The organism is Paraclostridium sp., from assembly GCF_051657365.1.
Classification (GTDB): Bacteria; Bacillota; Clostridia; order Peptostreptococcales; family Peptostreptococcaceae; genus Paraclostridium.
Genome location: NZ_JBOFKN010000166.1, coordinates 1 through 2,456 on the forward strand (window position 1 = coordinate 1; position 2,456 = coordinate 2,456).

The 2,456-nt window shown below is 23.2% G+C and carries 3 protein-coding genes; 1 reads left to right on the top strand and 2 read right to left on the bottom strand.

From position 1 onward, the window contains the following. On the top strand, positions 1–620 hold a 620-nt coding region (locus ACRCYC_RS12950), incomplete at its 5' end, for a phosphotransferase (protein WP_438619563.1). 579 nt (positions 621–1,199) lie between these two features. On the opposite strand, the gene ACRCYC_RS12955 is transcribed toward ACRCYC_RS12950, so the two are convergent. Together ACRCYC_RS12955 and relB are read right to left on the bottom strand one after the other, a co-directional pair. Beyond that, entirely contained in the window at positions 1,200–1,472 is a 273-nt protein-coding gene (locus tag ACRCYC_RS12955) for a type II toxin-antitoxin system RelE family toxin (protein ID WP_240222354.1), read from the bottom strand. Then, entirely contained in the window at positions 1,469–1,699 is a 231-nt protein-coding gene (relB, locus tag ACRCYC_RS12960; protein WP_438568942.1) for a type II toxin-antitoxin system RelB family antitoxin, read from the bottom strand. Before relB ends, ACRCYC_RS12955 begins: the two co-directional genes overlap by 4 nt. Positions 1,700–2,456 lie beyond the last annotated feature (757 nt).

Genomic DNA, 2,456 nt, shown 5'->3' on the forward strand with positions numbered 1-2,456 from the left:
TAGATAAAGAAAAAATATGGCATAATATTGGTGAGAAATTAAGAGAATTCCATGAAAAAAACAAATTGAAAGAAGATTATATCTATGTAACTAAAGAAAACCAAATAAAAAAGATGAGATATGAAGAGTATGTAAGTAAAAAAATAGAGAAGTTTAAATATGCAATTCGTAATAATAATGAAATAAATCACTATGATACATATGAAAAATGTTTTTCGGTAATAGATATTATATTTAATAAAAATATTATAAGGAATAATGGCGAATTAACAATATGTCATAATGATTTTAATATTAGAAATATATTACTCAATGAAAAAGATGGGCAATTTTCATTAATAGATTTTGAAACGGCGTTTATAGGAGAAAAAGAATCAGACCTTGTTTTAATTTTGATAGATAATTATGGGAACAGTAATAAAAACGCATTTTTTAAAGGTTATTACAAAAATGATAACTTATATGAGAAATATGAAGAAAAAATTAACTTATATTTATTAATAAAATGTATTGAAATATGTAGTTGGGCATATACAAGGGCAAATGATTACTATAATAAAGCATTTAATACAATCAAAGAAACAATAAAAAAAATCGAGGAAAATAATAATGAATATTAAAGAAATCTTTTTCTATAAGAGCCTCGCGTCGGTTTTTTTGTCTTTCAGCACCAAATGTACAACTTTCTCAATGAAATCAATAATTAAAGTGATGTCTCAAAAATCCTTAGCGTTGTTATTGGGAGTTTTCCTGACGGAACCCCTAAAATTAAAACTAAAAAATCCTTAAAAATCAGCTCTTAGCGTTATAAAACCATATTTTTCTGACAGTACCTTTATATGCTTTATTTTTCTACATTTTTTATTGAGGCATTATATAAATTTCTTCCTAATTCTGTATATAAATCGTTGTTTTTAGATATATCTTTTTTATTTTCACTTATTAATTCCAAATCAATTAGTTTTTTTATTGATTTTTTTTGGTGGAGAAATTGGTTATGAAGAAACTATTTAAAGAAATATTTAAAAAAATTAAGTTTAGAAAATGGAATAACTTTATCTATAATTATTGGGAAAATATTAATATTGATTTAATAATAAAAAAACAGAGAGATTTGCACATCTCTCTGTTTTCTTTGGTTTTTATTCCTTGTTCAGCTTTGTGTTAAAATTATAAAAGATTTAGATTAAAATATCAATTTATTTTTTATAAATTTCACTTCTATGTCCTACTTCAAGAACTAATATAGTTAATACCTCATCATGGATATTACAAAGTAATCTATAATTGCCTACTCTGTATCTCCAAAATCCTTTTTTATTTCCTACTAATGCTTTTCCATGTGCTTTAGGATTATTACAATCAACAAGATTTTTTTTAATCCATTTTAAAATAATAGTCTGAACTGATTTATCTAATTTTTTTAAATGTCCTAAAGATGTTTCTGAAAATTCAACTCTGTATTTAATCATAAATCAATTCCTAATTCCTCAATTACACTATCAAAAGAGTAAGTTTTTTGGTTTGATTCTACATGAGTTTTATAAGCATTTTCAGCAACTTTTAAATCATATTCTTCTTCCAATCTTTCAAAAACAATTTTTTTTATATAGCTAGAAAGTCCAACACCTTCAAAATCAGCAATTTTTTTTAATAATAGCTCTTCATCGGTATTTAATCTAACAGAAATAATTGACATAAAAAACCTCCTTTAATATTTCGTATTACAATTGTAATACTTATTTTGGTTATTTACAAGAGTTTTTTTATCAATTTTAAGCTAAAAACATCAATTAACCCAGTAAATACAAAGCAAATCTAAATTTTAGTAAAAACTCTGAAATTTCTTAATTTTTTTTAATTATTAAAAAAATAATGAATTCTTTGCAAAATTAATTTTAAGATATGTGAAATCATTGATATGAGTATTTTATGCTAAAATGTGTTGAAATCATTTTTTAAGGCATTTTAAAGCGTTTAAATGTGGTTTAGAATGTGGTTTTAGAATTTAAAATTATTTATTTTTTGATTTTAAGTTTTTTGTTGTTTTATAAAATTTTAAAAAATTCAAATTCTTTTTTCCTCGCGTACGCGTGTCTTTAGAATCTTTATTATTCTTTCTTTCTTTTAAAACATTTAGACCTCATTTAGGTATTGAAAATACTAGTTCGGATGATGGTATAAGGGTACTTTTTGTTACATATAAGGGTACTTTTTGTTACATATAAGGGTACTTTTTGTTACATATAAGGGTACTTTTTGTTACATATAAGGGTACTTAAAAATTGACAAGTATTTAAATTGATGATAATATAGGATTATAAAGAGATTTAAAATACTAAGGGTACTTTTTGTTGCAATAATAAATTAGGGGGAATTTATGGGAAATGAAATTGTAAAATATGATAATGATATGAATTCTGTTGCTTTTGGAAAATTTAAAGAAAAAGAGTTAG

Coding starts and splice junctions, on each gene's coding strand:
- ACRCYC_RS12955 (WP_240222354.1), bottom strand. CDS start 1,472: ATGATTAAATACAGAGTTGAATTTTCAGAAACATCTTTAGGACATTTA.
- relB (WP_438568942.1), bottom strand. CDS start 1,699: ATGTCAATTATTTCTGTTAGATTAAATACCGATGAAGAGCTATTATTA.